This is a genomic window from Paucidesulfovibrio gracilis DSM 16080 (assembly GCF_900167125.1).
GTDB lineage: Bacteria > Desulfobacterota > Desulfovibrionia > Desulfovibrionales > Desulfovibrionaceae > Paucidesulfovibrio > Paucidesulfovibrio gracilis.
In genome coordinates this window covers 1-20,282 of sequence record NZ_FUYC01000011.1, presented here as the reverse complement: position 1 = coordinate 20,282, position 20,282 = coordinate 1, and the positions used below count along the sequence as shown (strand labels likewise).

19 protein-coding genes are annotated in these 20,282 nt (G+C 61.4%); 16 read left to right on the top strand and 3 right to left on the bottom strand.

Annotated elements, in window-relative coordinates:
* Positions 1-3: 3 nt before the first annotated feature.
* The 5 genes from sucC (at position 4) to B5D49_RS10650 (ending at position 6,657) form a co-directional block, all read left to right on the top strand.
* Positions 4-1,176: an ADP-forming succinate--CoA ligase subunit beta gene (gene sucC / locus B5D49_RS10670; RefSeq protein WP_078717691.1), complete on the top strand. Its 1,173-nt coding sequence runs from the start codon at positions 4-6 to the stop codon at positions 1,174-1,176.
* Positions 1,173-2,048: a succinate--CoA ligase subunit alpha gene (sucD, locus tag B5D49_RS10665; protein WP_078717690.1), complete on the top strand. Its 876-nt coding sequence runs from the start codon at positions 1,173-1,175 to the stop codon at positions 2,046-2,048. The genes sucC and sucD overlap by 4 nt, the downstream gene beginning before the upstream one ends.
* Before the next feature lie 529 nt (positions 2,049-2,577).
* A complete protein-coding gene (locus tag B5D49_RS10660; protein WP_078717689.1) occupies positions 2,578-4,005 on the top strand; it encodes an SLC13 family permease in 1,428 nt (475 codons plus the stop codon).
* 122 nt (positions 4,006-4,127) lie between these two features.
* Positions 4,128-5,501 (top strand): FAD-binding oxidoreductase, encoded by a 1,374-nt coding sequence (locus B5D49_RS10655; protein WP_078717688.1) that lies wholly within the window; start codon positions 4,128-4,130, stop codon positions 5,499-5,501.
* 1 nt (position 5,502) lies between these two features.
* Entirely contained in the window at positions 5,503-6,657 is a 1,155-nt protein-coding gene (locus B5D49_RS10650) for a heterodisulfide reductase-related iron-sulfur binding cluster (protein WP_078717687.1), read from the top strand.
* 308 nt (positions 6,658-6,965) lie between these two features.
* On the opposite strand, the gene B5D49_RS14880 is transcribed toward B5D49_RS10650, so the two are convergent.
* Positions 6,966-7,133, bottom strand: a complete 168-nt coding sequence (locus tag B5D49_RS14880; RefSeq protein ID WP_159447204.1) for a hypothetical protein — start codon at positions 7,131-7,133, stop codon at positions 6,966-6,968.
* A gap of 170 nt (positions 7,134-7,303) precedes the next feature.
* On the opposite strand from B5D49_RS14880, the gene B5D49_RS10645 reads away from it, so the two are divergent.
* Positions 7,304-8,266 carry a LysR family transcriptional regulator gene (locus B5D49_RS10645; protein WP_159447203.1) on the top strand — a complete coding sequence of 321 codons (963 nt, stop codon included), beginning with the start codon at positions 7,304-7,306 and terminating at the stop codon, positions 8,264-8,266.
* 226 nt (positions 8,267-8,492) lie between these two features.
* Here B5D49_RS10645 and B5D49_RS10640 read toward each other — a convergent pair whose 3' ends face one another.
* Entirely contained in the window at positions 8,493-8,678 is a 186-nt protein-coding gene (locus B5D49_RS10640) for a hypothetical protein (protein ID WP_078717685.1), read from the bottom strand.
* Between the two features lie 140 nt (positions 8,679-8,818).
* Here B5D49_RS10640 and B5D49_RS10635 point away from each other — a divergent pair, with 140 nt between their 5' ends.
* From B5D49_RS10635 to zupT, 7 genes are all read left to right on the top strand, one after another.
* Positions 8,819-9,757, top strand: coding sequence for a LysR family transcriptional regulator (locus tag B5D49_RS10635; RefSeq protein WP_159447202.1), 939 nt, complete (start codon positions 8,819-8,821; stop codon positions 9,755-9,757).
* A 188-nt stretch (positions 9,758-9,945) separates the two neighbouring features.
* The gene (gene purD, locus B5D49_RS10630) at positions 9,946-11,226 is read left to right on the top strand and encodes a phosphoribosylamine--glycine ligase (protein WP_078717683.1); all 1,281 of its coding nucleotides are present in this window, start codon (positions 9,946-9,948) and stop codon (positions 11,224-11,226) included.
* 60 nt (positions 11,227-11,286) lie between these two features.
* Positions 11,287-11,775, top strand: coding sequence for a 5-(carboxyamino)imidazole ribonucleotide mutase (gene purE, locus B5D49_RS10625; protein ID WP_078717682.1), 489 nt, complete (start codon positions 11,287-11,289; stop codon positions 11,773-11,775).
* Between the two features lie 5 nt (positions 11,776-11,780).
* Positions 11,781-12,776 carry a GTP 3',8-cyclase MoaA gene (gene moaA, locus B5D49_RS10620; RefSeq protein WP_078717681.1) on the top strand — a complete coding sequence of 332 codons (996 nt, stop codon included), beginning with the start codon at positions 11,781-11,783 and terminating at the stop codon, positions 12,774-12,776.
* A gap of 693 nt (positions 12,777-13,469) precedes the next feature.
* Positions 13,470-13,865 (top strand): Ros/MucR family transcriptional regulator, encoded by a 396-nt coding sequence (locus B5D49_RS10615; RefSeq protein WP_078717680.1) that lies wholly within the window; start codon positions 13,470-13,472, stop codon positions 13,863-13,865.
* 224 nt (positions 13,866-14,089) lie between these two features.
* Positions 14,090-14,365 carry an acylphosphatase gene (locus B5D49_RS10610; RefSeq protein WP_078717679.1) on the top strand — a complete coding sequence of 92 codons (276 nt, stop codon included), beginning with the start codon at positions 14,090-14,092 and terminating at the stop codon, positions 14,363-14,365.
* Positions 14,366-14,496: 131 nt separating this feature from the next.
* Complete coding sequence (gene zupT, locus B5D49_RS10605; RefSeq protein ID WP_078717678.1) at positions 14,497-15,321, top strand: zinc transporter ZupT; 825 nt, start codon at positions 14,497-14,499, stop codon at positions 15,319-15,321.
* A 65-nt stretch (positions 15,322-15,386) separates the two neighbouring features.
* Here zupT and B5D49_RS14760 read toward each other — a convergent pair whose 3' ends face one another.
* Complete coding sequence (locus B5D49_RS14760) at positions 15,387-15,833, bottom strand: hypothetical protein (protein ID WP_144019433.1); 447 nt, start codon at positions 15,831-15,833, stop codon at positions 15,387-15,389.
* On the opposite strand from B5D49_RS14760, the gene B5D49_RS10600 reads away from it, so the two are divergent.
* The 3 genes from B5D49_RS10600 (at position 15,817) to glnD (ending at position 20,265) form a co-directional block, all read left to right on the top strand.
* Positions 15,817-17,037 (top strand): ammonium transporter, encoded by a 1,221-nt coding sequence (locus tag B5D49_RS10600; RefSeq protein ID WP_078717677.1) that lies wholly within the window; start codon positions 15,817-15,819, stop codon positions 17,035-17,037. The genes B5D49_RS14760 and B5D49_RS10600 overlap by 17 nt on opposite strands.
* 105 nt (positions 17,038-17,142) lie before the next feature.
* Positions 17,143-17,481: a P-II family nitrogen regulator gene (locus B5D49_RS10595; protein WP_078717676.1), complete on the top strand. Its 339-nt coding sequence runs from the start codon at positions 17,143-17,145 to the stop codon at positions 17,479-17,481.
* 204 nt (positions 17,482-17,685) lie between these two features.
* On the top strand, positions 17,686-20,265 hold the full coding sequence (gene glnD / locus B5D49_RS10590; protein ID WP_159447201.1) for a [protein-PII] uridylyltransferase: 2,580 nt from the start codon (positions 17,686-17,688) through the stop codon (positions 20,263-20,265).
* The last annotated feature ends 17 nt before the right edge of the window (positions 20,266-20,282 follow it).

The window sequence follows — 20,282 nt, the reverse complement described above, 5'->3', positions numbered from 1 at the left end:
TTCATGAACATTCACGAGTATCAGGCCAAGGGACTGTTGGCGGAATATGGCGTTCCAGTCCCGGTGGGGGGCGTGGCCGCCACGCCCGCCGAGGCGCGCAAGGTGGGCGAAGGCCTGCCCGGACCCATCCGGGTGGTCAAGGCCCAGATCCATGCGGGCGGCCGCGGCAAGGGCGGCGGCGTCAAGGTCTGCAAGACCTTGGACGAGGTCGAGACCGCTGCGGAGCAGATCATCGGCATGCAGCTGGTGACGCACCAGACCGGGCCGGAAGGCAAAAAGGTCAACAACGTCTGGGTGGAGCAGGGAACGGCCATTGCGCAGGAATTGTACCTGGCCGTGGTGCTGGATCGCGGGGCCGAGTGCCTCACGGTCATGGCCTCCCCGGATGGCGGCATGGACATTGAAGAGGTTGCGGAAACGCACCCCGAGCGAATTTTCACCACCCGTCTGGACGGTGGGCATCACATTTGGCCGTACCAGGCCCGACAGTTGCTGTTCGGGTGCGGTCTCACCCCGCAGCAGGTTGGCAAGGGTGTCTCCTTCATCACCAATCTGCTGCGGCTTTGTGTGGAAAAGGACGCCACCCAGGTGGAGATCAACCCCCTGGCCGTGACCGAGGAAGGCGACCTCATCGCGCTGGACGCCAAGATGAACTTCGATGAGAGCGCCCTGAAGCGCCACCCGGAGATCAAGGCCATGGAGGATCCCGAGGAAGAGGATCCCCTGGAGCGCAAGGCCGCGGAGCTGGGCGTCAACTACGTCAAGCTGGACGGCTATGTGGGGACCATGGTCAACGGTGCGGGCCTGGCCATGGCCACCATGGACGCCGTAAAGCAGGCCGGAGCCGAACCCGCCAACTTCCTGGACGCGGGCGGCGGCGCCAACGTGGAAATGGTTTCCAAGGGCTTTGAGGTCATGCTTTCCGATCCCAATGTCCGCGGTATTCTGATCAATATCTTCGGCGGCATTCTTCGCTGCGACATCGTGGCCGAGGGTGTGGTCCAGGCCGCGAAAAAACTGAATCTGACCCTGCCCGTGGTGGTGCGCATGGAAGGCACCAACGTGGAAGAGGGACGGCGTATCCTCAAGGAATGCGGCATGAACTTCACTTCGGCCGACTCCATGACCGAAGCGGCCCGCTGCATCGCCGAACTGACCCGGGAGGCCCGCTCATGAGTATTCTCGTCAATGAAAACACCCGTGTGATCGTTCAGGGGCTGACCGGCCGCGAAGGAAGTTTCCACGGCCAGAAAATGCTGGACTACGGCACCAACATCGTGGCCGGAGTCACTCCGGGCAAGGGCGGCCAGGAAGCCCTGGGCCTGCCCGTGTACAACACCATGAAGGAAGCCGTGGACGCCACGGGCGCGGACACCAGCATCATCTTCGTCCCGGCGGGCGCGTCCGCTGATTCCGCCTGCGAAGCCGCCGAGGCGGGCATCAAGCTCGTCATCCTCATCACCGAACACATTCCCGTGCTGGACATGGTCCGCTGCAAGGCCTTTCTCAAGGAACGCGGCACCATGCTCATCGGGCCGAACTGCCCCGGCGTGATCAGCCCCGGCAAATGCAAGATCGGCATTATGCCGGACTACATCCATCGTCCCGGCACCGTGGGCCTGATCAGCCGTTCCGGCACCCTCACCTATGAAGCCGTGCACCAGCTCACCAGCGCGGGCCTGGGCCAGAGCACCTGCATCGGCATCGGCGGCGACCCGGTCCCGGGCCTGAAGTTCATCGACCTGCTGGAAATGTTCCGCAACGACCCGGACACCGAGGCCGTGTGCATGCTGGGCGAAATCGGCGGCGACAACGAGGAAAAGGCCGCGGCCTACATCAAGGAAACCAACTATCCCAAGCCGGTGTTCGGTTTTATTGCCGGACTCACTGCCCCTGCGGGCAAGCGCATGGGACACGCGGGCGCCATCATCAGCGGTTCCAAGGGACGCGGCGAGGACAAGATCGCGGCTTTGGAAGACGCGGGCGTCACCGTGGTCAAGGAACTGGGCAGCCTGGGCCGCACCGTGGCCGAAGCGCTCGGTAAATAGATTCGACCATCAGCGCCGCATCTGCGGTGCTGTGGCCGGGGACCGGACGGGCTCCCCAGCGTGTGGATAGACGCGCCATCCCCCCGTCCGGTCTTCCCGGCCATATTGCGGAGCCGTTGCGCCTTCTTGGGTCTACGGAGGGGGATGCCTGCGTTTTGTGCAGGCTTGTGAAGAGTGTAACTTGCTGATTTTTCGATTTAAAATCAGCCAAACGCGGCGAAGGGTTTGAGGCCGCGGTGTACGCATAACCCGGGATCACCGGGCCGGTCGGCAAGGCGAAGTTCGTCCTGCACTGGTTTGACCGGTCTCTGCCGTGATCGTTCGCGTGGCCGTGACCGCTCGACGGTAATGGAGGAAGTGCGGACTTGGAGACAGGACCGGCCCGGTGACGGAGTGATCCGTCGAGATGGTCGCCGATGCGGTCCCGGAGGGTACGGGGGATACGGCATCGGCAGGGGGCGGTCCAAGAGGTGTCCGCACGGGCAACGCAAGTTGTGTGGAGACTACTTGTATTCTGAGGGAGGATCCCTTGACGAAGAAACAGTTTATCAGTCTCGGGCTTGCCGTATTAGGCATGCTCTCCATGATTTTCGTCACACCGGAAATCGAAGGACTCGGGTACCAGGGCAAGGTGGCCCTGGGAGTCGGAATTTTTGCGGTCATCGTCTGGATGACCCAGGCGCTCGACGATGCACAAAGCGGTTTTTGCATTGTCGGCTTTTTGGTGCTTTTCGGGGCAGCCAGCCTGAAGCAGGCCTTGTCGGGCTATGCCAGCGGCGGCGTTTGGATCGTGACTCTGGGCATGATCATGGCGGCCTGCATGGGGGAGAGCGGCATCTCGCGCCGCATCGCCCTGCTGACCATCAGCAAGCTGGGTAAAACCGCCACGGGCCTGTACTGGGCCATGGCGGTGATCTGTCTGATCATGACGTTCTTTATTCCCTCGCTGGCGGCCAAGACGCTGCTGGTGCTGCCCATCATCACCCAGATGGGCATCGCGTTTGGCGCGGAAAAGGGCCAGAGCAGCATGGTCAAGGGCTTGATCTTTGTCGTGACCATCACGGGTACCATGTTCTGCATCGCGGTGCTCACCTCGCATGCGGCCAACCCCATCACCGTGAGCCTGCTTGAGGACGCCACCGGCACCCTGGTCACCTGGGGCGAGTGGTTCAAGATCGGTGCGCCGCCGGCGATCGTCTGCGGTTTCCTGGCCGTGCCCATCATCATCAAGCTGTTCCCCCCGGACGTGAAGGACGTGTCCGCTGGCCGCGCATTGGTGAACCGTGAGCTGGCCGAACTCGGACCCGCGACCTTCAAGGAAAAGTATACCCTGATCGTGTTCCTGGCCACGTTGGGCCTGTGGGCCACGAGTTCCATCCACCACCTTTCCACCACGCTGGTGGCTCTCATGTCCGTGCTGGCCATGATCCTGCCCGGACCCCAGCAGATCATGAACTGGAAAAAGGCCCAGACCAAGGTGCCTTGGAACATCTTCATCGTGTATGGTGCCGGTCTTTCCATGGGCGCGGTGCTGGTGAGCAGCGGCGCGGCCTCCTGGCTGGCGTCCACGTTCTTCTCGCCTCTGGCCGAGCTGGATCTCAAGTTGCAGGTGGTCATCTTCATCTGGATTCTGCTCTGCCTGCAGGTACTCTTTACCGGCGGCGGACCCAAGACCACGGCCCTGACGCCCGTGATCATCGCCCACACCCTGACCGTGGCGGCTCTGCCCCAGTTCGCGGGCATGAACGTGGCCCCCTTCGTCATTCTCGTGGGCATGAACGTGGTGCACCAGTACTTGCTGCCGGTGTCCAACCTGCCCAACATCATCGGACTGGCCACCGAGGAGATCACCACCCACGAGCTGATCAAGGTGGGTGCGATCATGAGCATCTTCGGCGCAACCTTCATGTCCATCATGGTCTACACCTACTGGTCGTGGATCGGACTGTTCAATTAACGGACCGGGCCGGGATCGAGCGGTCCCGGCCCGTCACACGGAAATGCGGCGCAAAATCAAGAGAACGGCACAGGATGACGACCGCATGACCATGAGCGCCCTGGTGCGCGAAAGGAGCTGACATGTCGTACGTAACCAAATTAACAAGCGCCCACAGGAGCTTTCTCGAAGATCTGTTCAAGGAGAACGTGAGCTTCGACAAACCTTCGTTGCGGGTCTATTCTTCCGACGCCAGCAACATGAAGGGCGAGGTGCTCGCCATGGTGCGGCCCACCTGTGTGGAGCAGGTGCGGGAGTTCATGCGCTGGGCCGATGCCGAAAAAGTTGTCGTGCATCCCCGTGGTCGCGGAACCAGCCTCTCGGGCGGTTGTGTTCCCACGCTGCCCGGTATTGTCGTTTCCATGCTCGGCATGGACCGTATTTTGGATATTTCCGATACAGATTTCGTGGCTACGGTGGAGCCTGGTGTTGGAACCACCCTGTTGCAGGCCGAGTGTGAAAAACGCGGCATGTTTTATCCGCCGGACCCGGCCAGCAGCAAAGCCACCAGCATCGGCGGCAACGTGGTCACCTGCGCGGGTGGCCTGCGCGCCGTCAAGTACGGCGTCACCCGCGACTATGTGCTCGGCTGCGACGTGGTTATTCCCGGCGGCAAGCTGCTCCAGTTGGGCGGCCGCACCCAAAAGGACGTCATCGGCCTGGACATGACCCGGTTTATGGTCGGTTCCGAGGGAACCCTCGGCCTGCTCACCAAGCTGCATCTCAAGCTGCTTCCCAAGCCCGATGCCTCGGCCTCCCTGCTGGTGGGCTACTCCAGCTTGGACGCGGCCCTCAATTCCATGGGTAAGGTCTTTGCGGCGGGCATTCTGCCTTCGGCCGTGGAGTTCATGAACGAGACCGTGCTGGATATCCTCAAGCAGACCGGTGAGTATCCCTGGCCGGATTCGGTCAATTCTCTGCTGCTCTTCCAGGTGGACGGCTCCGAGCAGACCGTTCCGTTGGAGATCGCCCGTCTTTCCAAGCAGATCGACGACGCGCTGTGGCGCATGCAGGGCGTGGGCAAGGAAGAGGAAGACGCGCTTTGGGGCTACCGTCGCCGCGTTTCCGCCGCTTCCTACGTGCTCGGCCCGGACCGCATCGGCGGGGACATGGCCGTACCGCGTGGACAAATTCTGAACGCGGTGCGCCGGTTTGAATCCCTGGCAGAAAAGAACGGCAAGCGTCTCATCGCCTTTGGTCATGCCGGGGACGGCAACATCCACGCCAACCTGCACTACGATGCCTCAGACGCGGACGATGCCGAACGCACCCAAAAGACCCACCATGAGATGGACGCGGCCGTGCTGGAATTCGGCGGCAGTATTTCCGGCGAACACGGCGGCGGCTGTCTCAAGGATGTGGGACGCCAGCTCGGCAAGGATGAGCATGAAATGATGCGCCAGGTGCGCGGCCTGTTTGACCCGAACGGAATCCTCAACCCGAAAAAGGGGTATTAAGGTGAAACGCGGATGTACACAGTGCGGGGAATGCCTCAGGGTTTGCCCGGTGTACCAACAGTTTTCGCGCGAGGAATACGCCCCCAAGGGCAAGCGCCTGCTGCTGGAACCTTTGCACGAGGAATTCGCCCCGGCCCACGATCAGGATCCGGAACTGGATTGGGAACACATTAAGGAATTGGCGCGGCTCTGCGCTGGATGCGGCAAATGCCAGCAGGCTTGCGCCCGCAAGCTGTCCACCGCGGACCTGCTCTCGGACGTGCGCGCCCAGCACCCGGACTGGACCCAGCACTTTTGGTCCCTGTGGATCAAGCACATGGGACCCATGTGGCCTTCGCTGGGCATGCTTGCCTCGCTGGTGCCAGGGTGGGTCGCGCCCAAGGGACTGCGTCCTTCGCTGGATTCGGCCAAGGCCATGGTCAATAAGCACCGGGCCAAGCCCTGGGTGCACATTGCCAAAGGTCCGGAAGCCAAGGTGGACACCGACACTCCCGTGGTGATCTTCCAGGGCTGCACGGCCAAGAACATCCGGCCCCAGTGGACCCAAAAGGCCCGCGAACTGCTTCGCGCCTGGGGCTACGTGGTCAAGGACGACTCCGGATTCAACTGTTGCGGCGGCACCATGCATACGGCTGGTCTGTACGACACCATGCATGAAATGCAGCAAAAGAACATCGACTACTGGCGGTCCCTGGGACGACCGCGCATCGCGGTGTTCTGCGCCTCCTGCCACCATGCCCTGGCCGCTTATGCCGAGAGTCCGCTCCAGGGGGAAGAGGCCGAGCAGTGGAAAGCGTGCCTCACGCCGCTGAGCGCCCTGCTCAAAGATGCCCGGTGGAGCAACACCGAGGCCAAGCCTGAGCTGTACGGCTACCATCAGCCCTGTCACTGGGGCGAGGACCGGGATATGCCGTTCCTGCGGGAAATTCTGCCCGGACTGGTCAAGGGAAGCGGTTCCTGCTGCGGCATGGGCGGCATCCTGCAGATCACCAATCCGGAATTATCCCGCAACATGGCCGACACCTGCATGCAGGGTTTTCCCCGCCAGGCCCGGAACATCCTCACCGGATGCAGCGGCTGTACCATTCAGCTCACTGCGGCCGCGCCCGAGGGCATCACCGTGCATCACTGGCTGGATGTGGTGGAACTTTCCTGAACAAAGTAACCCCGGGCAACGTGTTCCCTCCCCTCCCATCACACGTTGTTCGGACCCGGGACGCTCGCGTCAGGCCAAAACGCGGGCGTTTCCGGGGCGTGTCCGACACCCTCCGGATGCATACCCGCATGGCGGGCCTGTTCGTGTGCAGCGACGGGCCTGCCTTCTTTTTTTTTGCGGCGTTTGGGCGTAGGACACAAATGAGCCGGCCCCGGAACCTTTCGATTCCGGGGCCGGGTATATTATGAAAGTCCGCGTCGGCCCGTCAGGTGGCCTCGGCGTTCCTTGGCGATGGACGTTCGGCGGAATTACTGCAATTGGCTCATGGCCGCGAACAGGGCGACCGAAGCCGCGACCCAGAACACGGTCTTTACCGCACCGGCGAACCGGGACTGCAGCAGGCGGTTGGAAAACCGCTCGTTTTGCCAAACTTGGCCCGAGCCTTCGGGACGAATGATGTAGCGTACCATTTCCATGGTGCATCCCTCCATGTTGCGGGGGCTGGATGGGGCGGAGTCATTTCCGCACCGCGTTCACGAGTTCTTCATGCGCTGAGCAATGCGAAAAATCCAATCACATTTTTTATCGTTTGCCGTTCAGTTTCCCTGATTGCTGGTGGGACGCGAAAAAAATCGCTGATAACGCCGTGCTTTTTTTGGGAGATCACATTGAATGGCAGCGGGAAACAACGTACAGCTTGTGCATGGAACTCTACCAGCTTCGTACTTTTTTGGCCGTGGCCGAGGAAAAACACCTCACCCGCGCTTCGGAACGGCTGTTCGTAAGCCAGCCCGCGGTGAGCGCGCACATCAAGGCCTTGGAAAAGGAACTTGGCGTGAAGCTGTTCAAGCGCACGGCCAAGGGCATGGAGCTGACCCGCGAGGGACAGGCCTTGAAGCCCAAGGCCGAGGCCGTGCTTGTGGCGGCGCGGGATCTGGTCTACCTGGCCCGGGCCATGGGCGACGAGCTGGTGGGCAATTTCCGGCTCGGGCTGAACACGGATGCGGAGTTTTTGCGTCTCAACGCGCTGTTGTCCTGCATGATGGGCAAGCATCCCCGCGTGGCCGTGACCCTGCTGCACTCCACCTCCTCGCGCATTGCCGAGCAGGTGGCCGCAGGCAATTGGGATGCGGGATTTGTGTTTACTCCGCCGTCGGATCCGGAACTGGCGGCCATGCCGTTATTCGGATTCCGGTTGTATGTGGCCGGCAGCGCGGCCTTTCGCACCGACCTGGAAGACGCGACCTGGCCGGACCTGGCGCGCCTGCCCTGGATTTGGACCACGGCCAACTGTCCGTATCATCGTTTGGTGCGGACGTTGTTCGAGCGGCACAATATTTCCCCCAGCCAGGTCATTGAAGCAGACAGCGAAGCCGTGGTGCGCTCGTTGGTCAGCGCGGGCAAGGGCGTGGCCCTGCTGCGCGAGGATGAGGTCCGCACCCTGGGGGCGTTGGATGATCTGGCGGTCTGGCCCGGGGAGCATTTCGACGTGCAGGCGTACTTTGTGTACCAGCTGGCCCGGGAAAAGGATCCCCTGATCCAGGCCGTGCGGCATTGCGTGGCGGATATGTGGCGCGATGCCGGAGTGCTGGATGCGCCAGGGCAATGAGCTGATTCCGGGAACCGACCGTTGCATCATATAATATAGTTCCTGGGAAGATGAAATAATGTCCGCTGGGACGGGAGCAAGGCAGCAACGCGCGGGAATGACCACCCGGGGCTGAAAAAAAAGGCAGGACCGCCTTCCGGGTGCGTACCCTGGCGAATCCCTGCGTGGAAAACGTCAGGCCCGGAAAACGGTCCCATGAGCCGTGGGGAGAAGAGGCTGCGGCGGGTTAACGCAGTTGGCTGATCCCCACGGAAAAGAGCACGGCCATGCCCATCCAGAAAGCCGTTTTGAAGAGTTCCGCGCCCCGGCGAGCACGAGCGCCGGAAAAAGAGGGCATGGCGGGCCATGGAGTCTGGTCCGAAGGTTCCATGGTCAACAGGTATCCGATGAAGTGGCGTACATTGTTTTGCATGGCGGCTTCTCCAAAACGTTGCGGTGTATGATGAAGGCAACATACACCTGAAAATGCGAAAAGCGCCATTCGCTTTGTCCGAAGTGAGCCTTCGGATTTCTTGATTGAGCTTTGGGGCGTTTGACCGTAAGAAAAGGGCCGTGGAACTCTACCATTTGAAAACATTTCTGGCCGTGGCCGAAGAAGGGCGATTGTCCCGCGCTTCGGAGCGGCTGTTCATCAGCCAGCCTTCGGTAAGCGCCCATGTCAAGGCGCTGGAAGAGGAGCTGGGCCTTGGGCTGTTTCGTCGCAGTTCCAAGGGCATGCGCCTGACTCCGGAGGGGGAAGTGCTTCTTGAGCATGCGCGGGAGGCGTTGAACGCGGTGCAGCGCATCACGGTCAAGGCCCGGTCGCTGCGGCAGGACGTGCGCGGCAAGCTGCGCGTGGCCTTGAACACGGATTCTTCGTTCCTGCGCGTGAGCCGGCTGGCCGCGCTCATGGGCGAACGCCATCCCCAGGTGGAATTGGGGCTGACCCTCAGCGTGAGCGGACGCATTGTGGAATCCCTGCGCGCCGGGGAAGTGGACGCGGGGTTCGTGTTTCAGGAAAATGACCCGGAAGATTTTGAATTTTTACGGCTTTGTTCGTTCCGGTTGCTGATTATGGGACCGGCGGCCTGGCGTGAACGCATTGAAAACGCGGATTGGGAGGATCTGGCGCGCCTGCCCTGGATTTGGACTCCGCCGCCCTGCCTTTGCTATCAGCTTGGGGAGGATATGTTCAAGCGCCGCAAGCTGAGCCTGACCAAAACCATTGAGGCGGACAACGAGCAGGTGGTCAACGATTTGATCATGGCGGGCAAGGGGGTCTCCCTGGTGCGCGAGGACGAGGCTCTGGCGGCCGAGGCCGCGGGAACCATGGTCCGCTGGGAGGGAGGCTGTGTTCCGCAATACGCCTATCTGGTCTACTCCCATTCCCGCGCCGACGATGCCCTGCTTCTGGCGCTGCGTTCGGTTGTTGCCGAAATCTGGCAGGACGCGGACGTTCCGGTGCCGTGCGGTGCGGTTTGCGCCAGTCCTTGCGCGGATGATCCGGCCTGAGGACCGGTTGTCCGAAGCGTTTTGTCCCGTGGTCTGACGCTGTTCTTTTGTTTTGTGCCGCATGCCGGGGCGTGGAAGTCGAGCCGCAATGCCCGCACTGGTCCCGAATCCTGGGTAATGCCGCGGTTCTTGCCTTCCGAAGGCGTTTCCCTTACACCATTGCCAATATTCTTTGATGGAGAACACGCATGAAAATTCTCGTGGTCGGCTCCGGCGGGCGTGAACACGCCCTCTGCTGGAAGCTGCGGCAAAGTCCCCGGGTGACCGAACTCTACGCGGCCCCGGGCAATGGCGGCACCGCCGCCGAAGGCGTCAATGTTCCGATTCAGGATGACGACATCCCCGGGCTGATCGCCTTTGCCAAGGAAAAACATATTGATCTGGTGGTGGCCGGGCCGGAACTGCCCCTGGTGCTCGGGCTATCGGACGCCCTGGCCCGGGAAGGGATCCCCTGCTTCGGACCCAATGCCTACGCCGCCAATCTGGAAGGCTCCAAGGCCTTTTCCAAACTCGTGATGCACGAGGCCGGAGTCCCCACCGCGCCGTTCCGCATCTTTGACGAATTTGAGCTGGCGCGGGATTTTGTGCGCGAGAAGGGCGCGCCCATCGTGGTTAAGGCCGACGGACTGGCCGCGGGCAAAGGAGTTGTGGTGGCCCGCACCGTGGAAGAGGCCGAGGAAGCCTTGGACATGATGATGAACCGCAAGGCCTTTGGCTCGGCCGGGGACCGCGTCGTGGTGGAGGAGACCCTCCAGGGCGAGGAAGCCTCCTTCCTGGCCTTTTGCGACGGAGAGCACTACGCGGTGCTGCCCTCCTCCCAGGACCACAAGGCCGTGGGCGAGGGGGACACCGGTCCCAACACCGGGGGCATGGGAGCCTACAGCCCCGCGCCCATCCTGCCGCGTGAACGTTTTGAGGAGACCGCCGAGCAGGTCATCCGCCCCATTCTTCGGCATATGGCCGAGAAGGGCCAGCCCTACAAGGGCGTGCTCTACGCCGGGTTGATGTACACTGCGGACGGATTGGGCGTGCTGGAATACAACGTGCGCTTCGGCGATCCCGAATGCCAGCCTTTGCTGGCCCGGTTGGATGGCGATTTGCTCGAAATCATGTTGGCCTGTGTGGAGGGACGCCTGCCCGAGGTGGCGGTCAAGGCCCGGCCCGAAGCGGCCCTGGGCGTGGTCATGGCGGCCGAGGGCTATCCACAGAGCTACCCCAAGGGCATGGAAATTTCCGGCATTGCCGATGCCGAATCTCTGCCCGGCGTGAAGGTCTTTCAGGCCGGAACCGCGCCCACCGAGGACGGGGGCGTGGTCACCTCGGGCGGACGCGTTCTCTGTGTCACGGCCCTGGGAGACGGACTGGCCGAGGCCAAGGAGCGCGCCTACCTCGCCGTGAACAAGGTCCATTTTGAAAACAGCTATTTTCGCAGGGACATCGGTGACAAAGGATTGCAGCGCCTGGGTTGATCCCAAGGCCGCGCCGTTGACGCCACACGTACCAAGCATCCCGTATCGGGAGGAGGAATCATGCCGCAGGTCGCCATCTTCATGGGCAGTGCATCGGATGAGGAAAAAATGCGCCCCTGTGCCGAGGTGCTCGAAAGCCTTGGCGTGGACTACCGGTTTACCATCACTTCCGCCCACCGCACGCCGGAACGCACGGCCCGCCTTGTGAGCGAACTGGAAGCGGACGGCTGCCAGGTCTTTATTTGCGGGGCCGGACTGGCCGCGCATCTGGCCGGAGCCGTGGCCGCGAAAACCACCCGGCCGGTGCTGGGCGTGCCGCTGAACGCATCGCCCCTGGGCGGTATGGATGCGCTCCTGGCCACCGTGCAGATGCCGCCGGGTTTTCCCGTGGGAACGCTGGCTCTGGACAAAGTGGGTGCGCGCAATGCCGCCTGGCTGGCCGCGCAGATTCTGGCGCTGCACGATTCCGAATTGGCGGGGCGCATTCAGGAAAAGCGCCGGGGCTTTGTGGACGGCGTGGAACGCGCCGCCGCAGACCTGGAGGGGTAGACGGCATGCTCGCGGACCGGCGGGGACGACGCATCAGCTATCTTCGGATATCGGTCACGGACCGCTGTAATCTGCGGTGCCGCTACTGTACCAGCGGGGTGAAGCGGTTCATCCCGCACGACGACATCCTGCGCTATGAAGAGTTGCAGGGGGTCATTGATTCGGCCCTGGCCCTGGGCGTGTCCAAGGTCCGGCTCACGGGCGGGGAGCCGTTCGTGCGTCTGGGATTTCCGGATTTCGTCAAGGGCATCCTGGAGCGGCATCCCGGGGTGGATCTGCGCATCACCACCAACGGCACCCTGGTGGGACCGCATTTGGAGTCCCTGTATCAGGCCGGGTTGCGGCGCTTGAACATTTCCCTGGATACCCTGGATCGGCAGCGCTTTGCGGACATTACGGGCCGCGATTCGTTCCCGGAGGTGTGGGCCGCCATCCAGCAGGCCATGGACCTGGGTTTTGGCGTGAAGATCAACGCCGTGGGCATGCGCGGGGTGAACGATGAGGAGTTGCCCGATTTTTTGGAACTGGCGCGCACCTACCCCATTGACGTGCGGTACATCGAGTTCATGCCCATGGGCGGCTGCGGGCGCTGGGGCGAGGATGCGGTCTGGAGTTCCGAAGAAATATTGGAGCGTGCCGGTTCCCTGGTCACGCTACAGGAGGAGCCGGGGTCCAGTCCCACCCGTGGACCGGCCCGGTTGTTCCGCATCGCCGGGGGCAAGGGGCGGCTCGGGCTGATCTCTCCGCTTTCCGGGCATATCTGTGCGGCGTGCAATCGGCTGCGCCTCACCTCGGACGGACGGCTGCGCACCTGTTTGTTTTCGGATAAGGAGTACCGCTTGCGACCCATTCTCCGGCATCCCCGCCTGGGGTTGCGCTACGCCGCCGAGGTGGTGCGCCGCGCCACCCTGGATAAACCTCTGGGCGAGGAACTGCTCCGCGCTCGGCGTGCCGAAAACGATCTGGTCTGCTCCAAGGGCATGCTCTCCATCGGGGGATGACCCGCAACCGTTGGCCAGGCTTTTCCACGGCCGCCCATGGCAGGCTGTTCTAAAACGCACGATGCTGCGTTGCTTCCAGAATATCGGATTGTCACCATCAAATCCCCGCGTGCAGGAATTTCGCGTCGGCCTTGCTGTTGTTCGTCCCTGCACACGCACATTGTTGAGCAGCCCGTGGTGTTGATCATCGCAACGACCGGATAACCAACGCGGATCAATCGCGTTGGGCGTGTGCTGTTTTCGCTTTGGTCGCGGCGCGCAGACGTCTGCCGCGTCGTACTTCCGCAGTATTTCATGCTTTTTTGGTCTGGTATTGGGGCGTAATCCATGTTTTTTTTTGTCGCTTCGACAGTTCGTTCAAAAAAGAACAAAAGACACTGTGACATCTCAGTAAGCGATCTGTAGTAGTCTCATACTGTTTTGAAATGCTGTCCCGGTTGTCTTTTCTTTTAAGGAAACACAATGGGGAAATGCTGAGTCGCATTGTTTCCTGCTGCTACAAAACCCGGTTCATTTTTCGATTTCTTTCTTGTGAGTTATTTTTAAGCACACGTTTTTGGCTCTTTTCCTTGTGCAATACGTTGTGATGCGTTATTGCTAAAACGATACGTGCAGATTTCGTTTGACCGTCCGTGTTCGGCTGCGTTACTAGCCGGGCAACACTGTATCATAACATAGTATTCAGGAGGCAAAATGGAAGATCACCTGAAAGAAGCATTGGAAATCGTCCGAGCACAGGCGAGTGTCCGCACCATGACGGAAGAGGAAATCACGTCCATGGTCCAGAACCTTTCCACCGGCATCAAGGCCATTATGGAGGGGGGCGACATTCCAGGCACCGAGCAACAGGAAGCTCCTGTGGATCCCAAAAAGGCCATCCGCGAAAAGAGCATCATCTGTCTTGAGTCCGGCAAGCCGTTCAAGGTGCTCACCAAGCGGCACCTGGCCAAATACGGTCTGACCCCGGACGAGTACCGCGAGAAGTGGGGCTACCCCAAGAATACGCCCCTGGTCTGCAAGAGCCTGCAGCGCGAGCGTCGCAAGAAGATGAAGGAAATGAAGCTCTGGGAGCGCCGCACCAAAAAGTAAGGTCCGCTCTGATCCGGGGGTCGGAGTGGTCCCCCCCCGAACCGGAACGGCGGGGCGGGGCGGTTCGCCGTCTCGCCCCTTTTTGTTTTGTCCGCTGGCAACGCTCTGCGGACTGTTGTTCTCAATGTGGTGCATTCCATATTTTTTTTTGCTACATTGGGTTCTCCTTTGCCAACCGCGCACCTGGGCCGCGTGCCCCGTGCCCAATATGAAGGAGTCAGAACATGACCAAGAGCTTCCATTGCGTTGTCACCGGAAAGGTCAAGGGCGGAAATTTCCAGTCCTGGGTGATGGATACGGCCACCAACATGGGGTTGACCGGCTGGGTCCGTTACCTCTCGGACGACAAGGCCGAGATCCTTCTGCAGGGGGAGATGGCCCAGGCCATGCGCTTCAAGCGGAAGATGCGTGACGAGGCTCCCCTGCCGGAAGTGCAGGATATCGAGCACGAGATCATCGAGCACGACAAGAGTTACGACGGATTTGAGATGCGTGGCTGATTCCGCCTCTGGGCAGACAACCCGTTGCAAAACGTATATGATGGTTCCTGGTGGGTCTTCCGCCGGGAACCTTTTTGCTGCCCGGAAGGCCGCCTTTTTCATGAATCCCTACCCGAGAAGCGAGGCCGCCTATGGAGTTCTCCGTTCTTTTGACCGCTTTCGGCCTGACCCTGTTTGCGGGCTTATGCACCGGCATCGGCTCGGCTCTGGCTTTTTTTGCCAAGCGCACCAACACGTCCTTTCTTTCCCTGTCCCTGGGGTTTTCCGCCGGGGTCATGCTGTATGTTTCCTTTGTGGAGATATTTTTCAAGGCCAAGGATGCCCTGGTCGCGTCCATGGGCGAGCAGACAGGCACCTGGTTCACGGTGGCCAGTTTTTTTGGCGGCATTGCCGTGGCCGCCATCATCGACCGGCTTGTGCCTTCCTCCGAGGGAAACCCGCACGAAATGCAGCGCATCGAGGACATGACCCCCGAGGAGCGGAACAAGGCCAAACAGGATCCAAGCCGTCTGCTGCGCATGGGGACGTTTACGGCCCTGGCGATTGCCATTCATAATTTTCCTGAAGGGCTGGCAACCTTTACGGCCACGCTGGCGGATCCGTCCCTGGGGCTGGCCATTGCCGTGGCCGTGGCCATTCACAATGTTCCCGAGGGAATCGCGGTTTCCGTACCCGTGTATTACGCCACAGGGAGCAAGGCCAAGGCCTTCACGTATTCCTTTCTTTCCGGCCTGGCCGAACCCCTGGGCGCGGCCATTGGCTGGCTGCTGTTGATGCCGTTTTTTTCGGACACGCTCTTCGGCGTGCTCTTTGCCGGAGTGGCTGGGATCATGGTCTTTATTTCCCTTGATGAACTGCTCCCCGCGGCCGAGGAATACGGTGAGCACCATTTGACCATTTATGGACTCATTGCAGGCATGGCGGTCATGGCGTTGAGTCTGTTGTTGTTTTTGTAAATCTGCTGCGCTTGGTGCCGGTCCTTTCCAATTCCGTCCATGTGGGGCGGCGTGGTTGGGCCTGATCATTTTCTGCGGCGCTTTTTTTCGGCTTTTTTTGGGACGGCATTTTTGCCGTCCCTTTTTTTTGCATAGTTGCGACTGCCCCCGGCTTGGCTGCCGGGAACAAGAGGTGCTTTGTGCGGTTGGTTTTCTGGCCTGCCGGGTTTCTGGCACGGGCTTTGCCTTTCCGTTGGCAGGGAGCACGCGTCCGCCCGACTCCAGAGAGAGCCTCGCATTGGGGATGATTGACGCAACAGGTTGGTGTTCCTTGCTTTTAATATTTTTTCAGAGAAGTGTGTCGCCGAAATTGGTTTGATGGATGTTTTCAATTTTGTAAAAAAATGGAGAGATGGATACGCTAAAAGTAACAAAAAAGTATTATTTGCTTGTTCAAAACACGAAAACTTGAAAACAAAAATACAAATTTGACATTCTTCAAGGAGGGAGCCTGAGATGAGTCCCGTGGACAACGCCTTTATCCTGATTTGCGCGGCCCTGGTGTTCTTCATGACGCCTGGACTGGCCCTGTTTTACGGGGGGCTGGTCCGGTCCAAAAACGTCCTTTCCACGGTCATGCACAGCTTTTTCATGATGGGCTTGGCCTCGGTGCTCTGGGCCGTGGTGGGCTATTCCCTGTCCTTTGGCTCGGACGTGGGCGGCTTCATCGGCGGGCTGGACTACCTCTTTCTGAACAACGTGGGCATCGGACCCATGGAGGCGGGCGGCAACCTCTCGCATCTGGCCTTCATGATCTTCCAGTGCATGTTCGCCATCATCACCCCTGCGCTCATTTCCGGTGCATATGCCGAGCGGATTACGTTTGGCGGCTACGTGCTTTTTTCCTCCCTGTGGTTGCTGTGCGTGTATGCGCCCATGTGTCACATGGTCTGGGGCGGTGGTCTGCTGGGGCAGATGGGAGCCTTGGACTTTGCGGGCGGCGCCGTGGTGCACATGAGTTCCGGGGCAGCGGCCCTGGTCTGCGCCTTGATGCTCGGCAAGCGGCGCGGCTACGGGCGTGAAGCCTATATCCCCCACAATCTGCCCATGACCGTGCTGGGCGCAGGCGTGCTCTGGTTCGGCTGGTTCGGGTTCAACGCCGGATCCGCCCTGGCCGCGGACGGTATCGCGGTGAACGCATTCGTGACCACGCACATGGCCACGGCCGCGGCCGTGGTGACCTGGATCGCCGCGGAATGGCTGCACAGCGGACGGCCCACCACCCTGGGCGCGGCCTCGGGCGCGGTGGCCGGGCTTGTGGCCATCACTCCGGCCGCGGGGTTTGTGGAACCCTGGGCCGCGCTGATCATCGGCGGCGTGGGCGGCGTGCTCTGCTACGGGGGCATTATGTTGAAAAACCGTTTCGGCTATGATGACGCGCTTGACGTTGTGGGCATCCACGGCCTGGGCGGCACCTGGGGCGCTCTGGCCACGGGCCTGTTTGCCTCCGGTATCGTGGAGTTTGACGGCGTACCGCAGTTGGGCCTCTTCTATGGCAATCCGGAGCAACTTTGGATACAGTTTTTGTCCGTGGTGATCACCTGGGGCTTTTGCCTGGCGGCCAGTGCGGTGCTCTTCAAGATCGTTGACGTTCTTGTGGGCATGCGCGCCGACGACGAGCAGGAGGTCAAGGGATTGGACGTGACCCTGCATTCGGAAACCGGGTATCAGCTCTGATCCGATCCGCGGCCACGCCGCCGCACGTGAGCACGTCAAACAGGGGAATGCCGGAAACGCGCCAAACACGGCGCGGGTCCGGTCGTTCCGACAAGGAGCCTTGCAATGAAGAAAGTGGAAATCATCACCAGGACGTTCAAACTCGACGAAGTCAAGGAAGCCCTGGCCGATCTCGGCATCAAGGGCATGACCGTCACCGAGGTGAAGGGATTCGGCCGTCAGGGAGGACACAAAGAGGTCTACCGCGGCGCGGAATACCAGGTGGACTTCGTGTCCAAAGTCAAAATCGAAGTCGTTGTTCAGGATGAGACCGTAGCCCAGGTGGTGGCCGCGGCCACGGAAGCGGCCCAGACCGGCCAGGTGGGCGACGGCAAAATTTTCGTCCTGCCCGTGGACGAAGTGGTGCGCATCCGGACCGGCGAAACCGGGGACGGCGCGGTGTAGCACGATGAAAACGGCAGCTGCGGCTCCCGGCTCTGCGCTTCGTGTCTGCGGGCGCGATACTCCCGGGACCGCTGTTGCCGTTTTTTCGGCGTGCGTTGCTTTCGGCACCATGCCGCTGGTGCCCTGGGGTGGAAGAGACTTGTCAGCGATCAATGCCTTATCGAAAAGTTGCCGCAACATCGGTCCCGGCCGGGGAATGATCAGGTGAACAACAACCCTTTGTCCGCGCATGAGCTGGGCCGCCGCCGGGAAGAACTGGCGACCACGGCCCGGCAGCACGGCGTGGAAACGGTTCCGGCGCAGACCACCGCGCTCATGGATCGGTATTTTCGCGACCGGCTGAGCGAGATTCTGCAACGCAACGCCGGGTTGCGCGAGGTGCCGTTTTCTTTGGTGGCTGTGGGCGGGTATGGGCGCAGTGAATTGTGTCCGGCCTCGGACGTGGACGTGCTGTTGCTCTTCCGGCGGCAGATTCCGGACGCGGCCACCGAGCTTTCCGCCGGGTTGTTTCATCCGCTGTGGGATCTGGGCCTGGACCTGGGCCACGGGGTGCGGAACATCAAGGATTGCCTTTCCCTGGCGCGCGAGGATTTTCAGGTGCTGTCCTCACTGCTGGATGTGCGCCATGTGGCCGGTGATCCGGCCGTGACGCGGCGTTTTCGCGGCTCGTTCCCCCGGGTTGCGCGCAGCAGAAGCCGGGCGTTTGCCGCCTGGGTCGCGGAGCGGAACGTGGACCGGGAGGCACGCTATGGCGATTCCAGCGCTCTGCTGGAACCAAATTTGAAGAACGGCCTGGGCGCTCTGCGGGACGCGCACCAGATCGGCTGGTGCTCCGTGCTGCTCGAGGTGCAGGGCAAGTGGGTCAACCCGCTTTCCCGCGAGGAACGGCAAGGCCTGATCAATGACGCGGCCTTTGTGCTCCAGGCGCGCACCGCTCTGCATCTGGCCACGGGGCGACGCACCGATACATTGTTCTTTGATCTGCAACCTCAAGTATCGGACCTGCGCGGATTTTCCCATCCGGAACAGGAACCGTTTGAACGCGCCCTGGGGGTGGAACGGTTTCTCTCGGATCTGCACCGCTGCATGGGTCGAATCAAAACCCTGCGCCAGGCGTTTTTCCGGGAATGCTTTCCCCCGCGTTTTCGGCGTGTGCGGCATGTTTCGCTGTCCTCGGCCACCGAACTGGTGGAGGCGCCCCAGGGGTTGCGCCTGGAACAGGCCGAAGGGCATGTGCCGGATCCCCGGGCGGGAATGGCCCTGTTTGTTCACGCCGCACGAACCGGCCAGCCCCTGGCCCTGGAGACGCTGCGCATGGTGCGCGGCCATGCGCCGGACTGGGCCGCGGCCCTGGCGGATCGGCCCGAGACCCTGCAATCCCTGCTCGACCTGTTCCGTTTGCCCCATGGGGGCGAGGCCTCGGCCATGATGCTGGAAACCGGCTTTCTGGCCGCATTGATTCCCGAGTTCGGCGAGGTCCAGGATCTGGTGCAGTTCGACGACTACCACGTGCATCCTGTGGGACCGCACACTCTGGCCACCATGGAAAATCTGGGCACGCTCCTGGCCGGAGGTGAGGACTACCCCGCATCCCTGGCGCGGGAACTCGCCCGGCCCGATTTGCTGCTGTTGGCCGGATTGTTCCATGATTTGGGCAAGGGGCATCAGGGACACAGCGTCAAGGGTGCGGAGATCGCCCGGACCGTGTTGGAACGCTATGGGCTGCCCGCGTCAGATGTGGAGCAGGTCGCCTTTTTGGTGCGGCACCATCTGTTGCTGCCCAAAACCGCCATGCGTAAGGATTTGTCCGACGAGGCCGTGGTGGGCCAGGTGGCCGGTATCGCCGGGACCATGGAACGGCTCGTTATGCTGCATCTGTTGTCCATGGCGGATAGTATGGCCACCGGGCCGCGGGCCTGGAGTTCCTGGACGGAAACCCTGTTTTCCGAACTGTTTCTCAAGGCGCGGAACCTGCTCAGCCATGGTCCGCTGTCCGCGCCGGCATCCACGGCGCAGCTGCTGGAGGCGAAAGAGGCCGTGCGCTCCATTGCCGAGCGTTTTCTGCCCGAATCGTTCGTTGCCCGGCATTTGGAGGCGGTTTCTCCACGTGCGTTCCAAGCCTTGGCGCCCGAGGCATTGGCCCGGCATCTGGAGCTTATGCACCGGTTTGCCGAGGCACCGGACCGCCATGTGTTTTTGGAAGCGCGCCGGGCCGACGTACCCGATGCCTTTGAAGTGACCGTGGCCTCGAAAAATCGGCCCGGTCGGTTCGCACGGCTTACGGGATGCCTGACCATGCACCGTTTGGACATCCTCTCAGCGGACGTGTTCACCTGGGGCCGTGGCATGGTGGTGGACGTGTTCCGCGTCAGCCCGCCCAAGGACAGACTCTTTCCGGATTCCACCTGGGAACGTCTGGTGCAGACAATGCGCGGCGCCCTGTCCGGCGAGATTTCCCCGGCCCGGGAGTTGGAACAAATGCGGCGTTCGCCCCTGCACCAACCCCGCTCCGCCCCGCCATTGCCGCCCGATATTAAGCTCGATGACGAAGCCAGTGATTTTTACACCATCATCGAGGTGGCCGCGCCTGACCGTCTGGGACTGCTGCACGACATCGCCTGCGTCCTGGAACGGCTCGACATCGAAGTGCATCTGGCAAAAATCACGACCAAATCCGGCCGTATCGCGGATATTTTTTATGTTCGCGGTACGCACGGCATGCGCATCAACGGCCCGGAGCAGGAAACCGCGCTCAGGCAAGGCCTCCTGCCCGTCCTGAGCTGACGCACCCTATCTCTGCT